The organism is Dyadobacter psychrophilus, from assembly GCF_900167945.1.
GTDB lineage: Bacteria > Bacteroidota > Bacteroidia > Cytophagales > Spirosomataceae > Dyadobacter > Dyadobacter psychrophilus.
The window spans coordinates 1-6,368 of sequence record NZ_FUZA01000022.1 but is presented as its reverse complement, the minus strand read 5'-3'; the positions used below and the strand labels follow the sequence as shown (position 1 = coordinate 6,368).

The 6,368-nt window shown below is 42.0% G+C and carries 10 protein-coding genes; 5 read left to right on the top strand and 5 right to left on the bottom strand.

Annotation, left to right across the window (positions count from 1 at the left end):
* A partial coding sequence (locus B5X68_RS29055) for a DUF5712 family protein (protein ID WP_082218150.1) occupies positions 1-603 on the top strand: 603 nt, incomplete at its 5' end.
* Between the two features lie 414 nt (positions 604-1,017).
* On the opposite strand, the gene B5X68_RS28380 is transcribed toward B5X68_RS29055, so the two are convergent.
* Both B5X68_RS28380 and mscL read right to left on the bottom strand, forming a co-directional pair.
* A complete protein-coding gene (locus B5X68_RS28380; protein ID WP_082218149.1) occupies positions 1,018-1,353 on the bottom strand; it encodes a YegP family protein in 336 nt (111 codons plus the stop codon).
* A 60-nt stretch (positions 1,354-1,413) separates the two neighbouring features.
* Positions 1,414-1,737 (bottom strand): large-conductance mechanosensitive channel protein MscL, encoded by a 324-nt coding sequence (mscL, locus tag B5X68_RS28375; protein WP_082218148.1) that lies wholly within the window; start codon positions 1,735-1,737, stop codon positions 1,414-1,416.
* Positions 1,738-2,003: 266 nt separating this feature from the next.
* On the opposite strand from mscL, the gene B5X68_RS29335 reads away from it, so the two are divergent.
* The gene (locus tag B5X68_RS29335; protein WP_229208605.1) at positions 2,004-2,165 is read left to right on the top strand and encodes a recombinase family protein; all 162 of its coding nucleotides are present in this window, start codon (positions 2,004-2,006) and stop codon (positions 2,163-2,165) included.
* Positions 2,166-2,738: 573 nt separating this feature from the next.
* On the opposite strand, the gene B5X68_RS28360 is transcribed toward B5X68_RS29335, so the two are convergent.
* Both B5X68_RS28360 and B5X68_RS28355 read right to left on the bottom strand, forming a co-directional pair.
* Positions 2,739-3,152: a response regulator gene (locus B5X68_RS28360; RefSeq protein WP_082218146.1), complete on the bottom strand. Its 414-nt coding sequence runs from the start codon at positions 3,150-3,152 to the stop codon at positions 2,739-2,741.
* A complete protein-coding gene (locus B5X68_RS28355; RefSeq protein ID WP_082218145.1) occupies positions 3,152-3,340 on the bottom strand; it encodes a hypothetical protein in 189 nt (62 codons plus the stop codon). Before B5X68_RS28355 ends, B5X68_RS28360 begins: the two co-directional genes overlap by 1 nt.
* Positions 3,341-3,758: 418 nt before the next feature.
* Here B5X68_RS28355 and B5X68_RS28345 point away from each other — a divergent pair, with 418 nt between their 5' ends.
* Positions 3,759-4,238 carry a hypothetical protein gene (locus B5X68_RS28345; RefSeq protein WP_082218143.1) on the top strand — a complete coding sequence of 160 codons (480 nt, stop codon included), beginning with the start codon at positions 3,759-3,761 and terminating at the stop codon, positions 4,236-4,238.
* Here B5X68_RS28345 and B5X68_RS28340 read toward each other — a convergent pair.
* Positions 4,235-5,260 carry a replication initiation protein gene (locus B5X68_RS28340; RefSeq protein WP_082218142.1) on the bottom strand — a complete coding sequence of 342 codons (1,026 nt, stop codon included), beginning with the start codon at positions 5,258-5,260 and terminating at the stop codon, positions 4,235-4,237. The genes B5X68_RS28345 and B5X68_RS28340 overlap by 4 nt on opposite strands.
* A 448-nt stretch (positions 5,261-5,708) precedes the next feature.
* Here B5X68_RS28340 and B5X68_RS28335 point away from each other — a divergent pair, with 448 nt between their 5' ends.
* Together B5X68_RS28335 and B5X68_RS28330 are read left to right on the top strand one after the other, a co-directional pair.
* Positions 5,709-5,915 (top strand): RelB antitoxin-like protein, encoded by a 207-nt coding sequence (locus B5X68_RS28335; protein ID WP_082218151.1) that lies wholly within the window; start codon positions 5,709-5,711, stop codon positions 5,913-5,915.
* A complete protein-coding gene (locus tag B5X68_RS28330; protein WP_082218141.1) occupies positions 5,908-6,165 on the top strand; it encodes a type II toxin-antitoxin system RelE family toxin in 258 nt (85 codons plus the stop codon). The genes B5X68_RS28335 and B5X68_RS28330 overlap by 8 nt, the downstream gene beginning before the upstream one ends.
* Positions 6,166-6,368 lie beyond the last annotated feature (203 nt).

Below are 6,368 nucleotides of genomic sequence, written 5' to 3'. Positions count from 1 at the left end.
AAGGAGCTCGACCATATTGGCAATGATCCGCAAAAGCTGAAAGCATTTGCGCGTGAAGTGATGAAAGAGTATGCAGAGAATTTCAATAAAGGGCTATCTGAGCAGGATATCAAGTATTACGGCAAAATCGAATACAACCGATATTACACCCATGAAGATCCGGAAGTAAAGCAGGGCCTCCGTCAACGCGGCGAAGCAAAGGAAGGGAGCCACATGCATGCGCAGTTGATCGTGAGCCGCAAGACGGCAGACAACGGCCGGCTGATCAGCCCCATGACCAACCACCGGGGGAGCAACGCCGGCCACAGCCAGAAATTCGGGCAGTTTGACCGGCTTGATTTTACGGAGCGGTGCGAGAAAGCTTTTGACCGAACGTTTGGCTATGAACGTGAGCTAACGGAAACGTTTCAGTACCGGAAGGTAATGCTCAACGGGACTGCTATGCAGCGGGCCGATATGATTGTGGCTGAGCGAAACCACCAGGCCAAACAGGCCAAAGAGCAGAGCCTGGCTGTCGAGCAGAACAAAAGGGAAAAGAAAGAGCTGGCGCAGCAGCCTGAAATCAAGCCCCGGCAGGAGCAGCAGAAAAAGCGTGGTTTTTGAATATTTAAGGTGACTTGAACTACCTAATCTCCTTTCTCCTTGAACCTGTAGCGTATCCCCCAACTCCCTCTAACGATTGGCGAACCAGAAATGATTGGTGCTAACTCTATATGAGGTTTTTCTTACAAATGGGCTGAAATACACGTTAAGCAACTAACTGTTTAGTTTTGGCTTTCTCAATGGCCGCAAACCCTTGCCTCCAAGATCCGGGTCAGCATTAAAGGAGTATTTCCCCAGCCGGTTGATATGTGCAAAATGGGCAGGAGAATAAACTCCAAGTCATTTTCGTCAATCTGGTAGCCGAGGGAACTCCAGTAAATGAAGTCCCCTCTAACTGTCATTGCCTAAGTGTATAGTCTGATGATTTCCGAAGCTCTATTTTTATTAGCACTAACAGCAAAGTGAAATAAGATGTTATAATTCGCTACTATCCTCTATAGTCGCTGTTGGTGCATTTTTCTTTACAGAGTCAATCCCATTGCTCATTCCCGAAAGGCTTTCATACATTTCGCTGCTTCCAATTACTTGGCCGTTTGCAGCTTTGAGATTGAAATAATATTTACCATTCGAAGAGGTCTTCTTGTCGTAACGATTGTCCTGCGATGAGTTTGTCTTCACTGACTCTATGCCATTCAAGCAAGCCGTCTTTGCTTTGTAACCCTCACTGGTTAAAATGGTTTGACCGTTATTTGCCTTCAAATCAAATTGAAACTCGCCGTTCTTTCGGAGAATGATAACAAATTTGCTCATAGAAAATTGGGGTAAATCATAGTTTATTTTGAGAGATATATTTCATCAGAACAGAACTACCTAATCCTTTTTTGACGAAAGTTTTAGCCGGTTTGCAGCCTTGACAATCATAAATATCACCCAGGCAATGATCAAAAACTGAATTAGCACCTGAATAAAATTGCCGTATTTGATGGCCACCTCAGGTGTTTCTCCCACGGCGTCTTTAAGAACCATTTTGAGTTGTGTGAAGTCTACACCACCAATGATTACCCCGAGGATAGGATTGATGATATCTTCTACCAGAGAAGTTGTAATTTTGCCGAATGCAGCGCCAATCACTACCCCGACGGCTAGGTCGAGAACATTCCCTTGCGCGATAAAAGTCTTAAATTCTTTGAGCATAATTTAGGTAGGTAATGGTTAAAAAGGAAACAAAAAACTATCGAAAATCTGAGCGAACTGAACTTTGTCGATTTGGCCCTCTATAAACCTTGATAGCCGGAACATTGACATATTTTGTCGATCCTACCGATCAACTCGACATCCAAACGGGTGCATTGATATGTTCTTGCATTCGATTGCCGTAATACAGCACACGCTTGTGTCAACACAAGAAATAGGGTATCGATTTATACTCATGCCGGCCGACCAGCGAGCTGATATTTCATGTGACGGCTTCTCTGGCACAATTTGAAAGCTCGCTGATCAGCCAAAGGGTCAAAGTCGGCATGGCCAGGGCAAGAGAACAAGGGAAACGTATTTCCCGGCTCCATTGCCTATCCAGCAGCAACAGGAAATTTTTGAACTACAAAAACAAGGGTTTTCGATGAACAAGATTTCTAAACGGCTCGGAATTGCTTACGGAACTATGTATAATTATGTTGGTAAACTAAAAACATAGTTTATTGGCGTATATTTTCGCCCATTTGTAAGAAAAACCTCTAATTGAAAAATACAAATTACATCATGTTCTTATAGAAGCAAATTTCTGCACAAAACCCAGAATTTGTCCTGGTTGTTTTCATAACCAATTTTATGTTAAATGAGAAAACACAGAACAAGGGCCTGGTCTGTGTTTTGCGGAAGTTCTTGATAAAGTGCAAGGTTTGGTCACTTCTCCCAGTTCGTTCCAAATCCGCAGCTGTTGCATGAACAGACCATTGTTAGCAAGAAGGAATGATTTTTTTGCAAGGTCCACATCCAAAAATTAAGGGCTCACAATACATTGTTATGAAGGAAAGCATACGAACAGACTCTACAAATTTCTTTATCCCGAAATTCCAAAATTTTCAGCAACTAGCTGAATACGAGCAGAAAGTTGTTCAAAAAAGGCATAGATGGGAGCAGGAGCTTAATAGTTTAATCAAGCAACTTTATCGTTTAAAAATGATTGGGCTATTAGATTAGTGCACTTTGTTGGGTGTATCCCCTTGATAGTAGCTATATAACTGCTTGACCAGTTCAACATATTTATTAAAATGGGTTGGTTTAGTAATAAACTTTGTAGCGCCTTTTTCCCGAGCGGCAAGCGCCAAATCCTCGCTGCTTGAACTGGAAACCAGATAAATAGGCAGGGAAGACCAGTGAGAAGATTTCCTTAGGGCTTCTAGCGTTTCCAAGCCATTCATTATAGGCATATTAACGTCCAGCACTAAAATGGCATCGGAGACTTCGTCTTGCAGTATTTTTAACAATTCCTGGCCATTATCTGCTTCGATCACGTCCACGGGTACGCCGACTTCACTTATCGCTTCCTTTACAAGGAAACGCCAGTCTTCATCATCATCAACAATATAGATCGTTTTGATAGCCGCCATCAAGCAGAAAGCCCGGCTGCCGAATCTACATTTCTCTTGGATGCTCGCATAAGCAGCGATTTTGTATAGTCCAGCCGGACCATTCCCTGCATTTGTTCAATTTCTGATATCTGGCTTAGGAATTGAAGCTTGTCTTGGGCTGACAAAAGCAAATATGCCTCTAAAGCCTTTAAAGTGTTATTTGTCATGTTTGTTAAAGGTTAGTAATAACGCTGGATGGCATTTTAAGCTTTCAATCCGATCAGTGATGCAGCTGTTTTGAAATCGCAAAACAGCCAACTTTTCGATAAGCTGTTTGTTTCTAAGTGCTAAGGCAACCAGCCGATTCTGGATCGACAGACAATCTTTAAAGAATTGCTCACGGACTTCTATGTTGTTAAATGTCAAAAGAGATAGCTTCATTAGACTGCTGGATTAGAGTGGCTTGACCGGCAGTAAAACAGGCGGAGAAGAACTCAGATTAAACTGGTTAGATGTAAGGTAAAGATTGTTCCGATCTGAAACAATCTTTAAGGACCTTTCAGCGGCATGATTCGTCGAGCAGGCACCTGTGTGATTTGAAATAGTGCAACATTAATGCTACATTGTGGCAAATTAAAATGCGATATGGCAAGAATAAGCATATCAGAAGCGGCTAGATTAACCGGAAAGAATCGAAGTACATTACATCGTCATATTAAGTCTGGGAAGCTTAGCAAGCACTTAGACGACGATAATAATCCTTTGCTTGATACAAGTGAACTAAGTAGAATATATCAATCATTTAAGGTTCATGTTGCATTGCCACAGGTTGGTGTAATATCGCAAAGCAACAGCATGCAGCAAGCTGCAACACCTAATAAGATAAGGAATGCAGCAGCAGAAATTGAGCTTTTAAAGCTAAAATTGCAGCATGCCGAAGAAAAAGTCAGCACTGAGGAAAATCGCCGTCATGAATCCGAGCAGCGTGAGCAGGAAGCTAAGGAAGAGATTGGCCGTTTATTGGCTATTGTTGAAAAGCAAACCTATTTGTTGGCCGCCCCACCAAAGGTAGATCTCCCAGAAAAGCAATCCCCTAAGGGGTGGTTTCGGCGACTTTTTGATTAATTATTAGCAGTTATGCCAATAGCCGCCTTGCCGACCCGAACCCACACAGCGTTGCAGTATTTGGCCTTATCCTGGATTTCTTTCCCTTTTAGTTGCCATTCGTAAAGAAGCTTGTTAGCCCGCTCCATACCGATCGCTTTCGCATACCGGATGATATTTGGATCCGTCACCTGCCAGGCACGTAGCCGTAGAAGCACGTTTTTGTGCTCGTCAGAGAATTCAAACCATTCTTTCGGTATGTTCTTAGGCTTGGCCTTTTTGAGGCGAAATTCGAGCGCAATTATAGGCTTGCGGCCGCGGCTATGAGCGTACATGTCGAAAATTGGCTCGTAGCTGAAAGCTAAGTCAGTAGATTCAAGTTCTTGCAAAGGTTCAGAAAGGGACTTTTTAAGCAAATCTTTGGTTTCAGGGTATTTATTTTCACAATCCATTAACAGCCTGAATTCATTAATGGCCACCCACCAGATCCCAGTATCTTTGAATGCAGATAATAGCTCGAACATTCGGAGACTATACCAGCTGCTGAAGTGCATGTAATGTTTCAGCTCGTAAATCGTATAATGGGCTAATTCAATAAAATACGGTTTCAGGGCGGGATTTAAAATAATGGTTATGTAGCCGTCTTTATAAGCACACTCAAATCCATCGCTTTGGATAGTTTTTGTAGTGTCAAGTAAATGCCTGACTGCAAAGTACTTAGTTTTGATATCTTCAATTAACCAATGCAGCTGGCTTAGCTCGACAAATGCAGCTTTAATCTTGGTGTAAGTATCTACATCAGAATTTGAAACGACTGATGAGATGTGCATTTGGTAGTAAGGCCTTAGCTCAGAATCATCTTCTTTGATCATGGCCAGAACATTAGCCATGATCCGTTTTGCATACACAGACACTTTCCGCTGCCTGGCGAAAGTAGCGTTCCAATGCTGCTTTGCATAAATCTTGACATCCTTTTCGCTATAAATCAAAGGGAGTGTCATTTGAGCAATCTCTCGTTTATCCTTCTTTTTTGCTTTTGCCATTAACCCCCATATTAGTTATTGCACTGAATTCCAAAGGTAAAAAATAAAAGGACTAGTAAAAATGCTAGGTGCTTTATTCCTGACCAAAAGTCCTTTTATTCCTAATATTACCTGACCAAAAGTCCTTTTATTCCTGACCAGAAGTCCTTTTATTCGAGAGGTACCTTATATAATACTATATTGTTTTACTACTATATAGTTTGTCGAGTAAAAAATGCGTTTTTGGATCAAAAATTGCTGGGTTTTCCACCCACAAGAGGCGGCCTGCGTCGCTTCGCGCACGCTATTTTCTTTGAAAGGGATAGGGGAATTTCGACTAGATTTTCGAGTGAAAACAAACAAAAACCATCCGGATGGGTAAAAGCTAAACTGGCGCTCGCCAACTAAATTTTTAGTTGTTGGTTGTTTTGAAGGGGAAATGGTATTTTTGAAAAAAAAGAGGTTTAGCATGGTAGACGTACATCCACAATATATCAATGATACCAAAGGCAATAAGTCGTTGGTTGTCTTGCCAGTACAGGAGTTTGAATCCCTCATGGAAGAATTAGAGGAGCTGGAAGACATCCGCCTGTATGATGAAGCCAAAAAAGAGGATACCGGGGAACGGACGCTTTTTTCTGATTACCTAAACAGCAGGAAAGCAAAGAATGTCTAGTTATACTATCGTCTTGGCCTTCAAAGCCCAAAAGCAGCTAGACAAGTTTTCAGATCACATTGCTACCCCAATTTTGGAGGCCATTGCCAATTTAGCCGAAGATCCGCGCCCTAGCGGTTGCAAGAAGTTGAAGGGGCGGGATGGGTATAGGATCAGGACAGGCAATTACCGTATTATCTACGAAATTTTTGATACAGATTTAGTCATCGACGTTGTTGCGGTCGGTCATCGAAAAGATATTTACGAATAATCTGCCGTGTGAACCAGGCTAACATTCAAAAACAGAAATAAGACAGATATAGAACAAATTTGAGTCGGCCAGTCCCAGTAACCCCTGGTATGCCCTTCATAACATAGGGTATTCGTAAGCCTTATCACCTTGTATCTCAATAACCTCTTAAAACGGCAATCTTTCTTAATTTTCTTATCCCATCTTGTTGTTCTTTTTAGAAG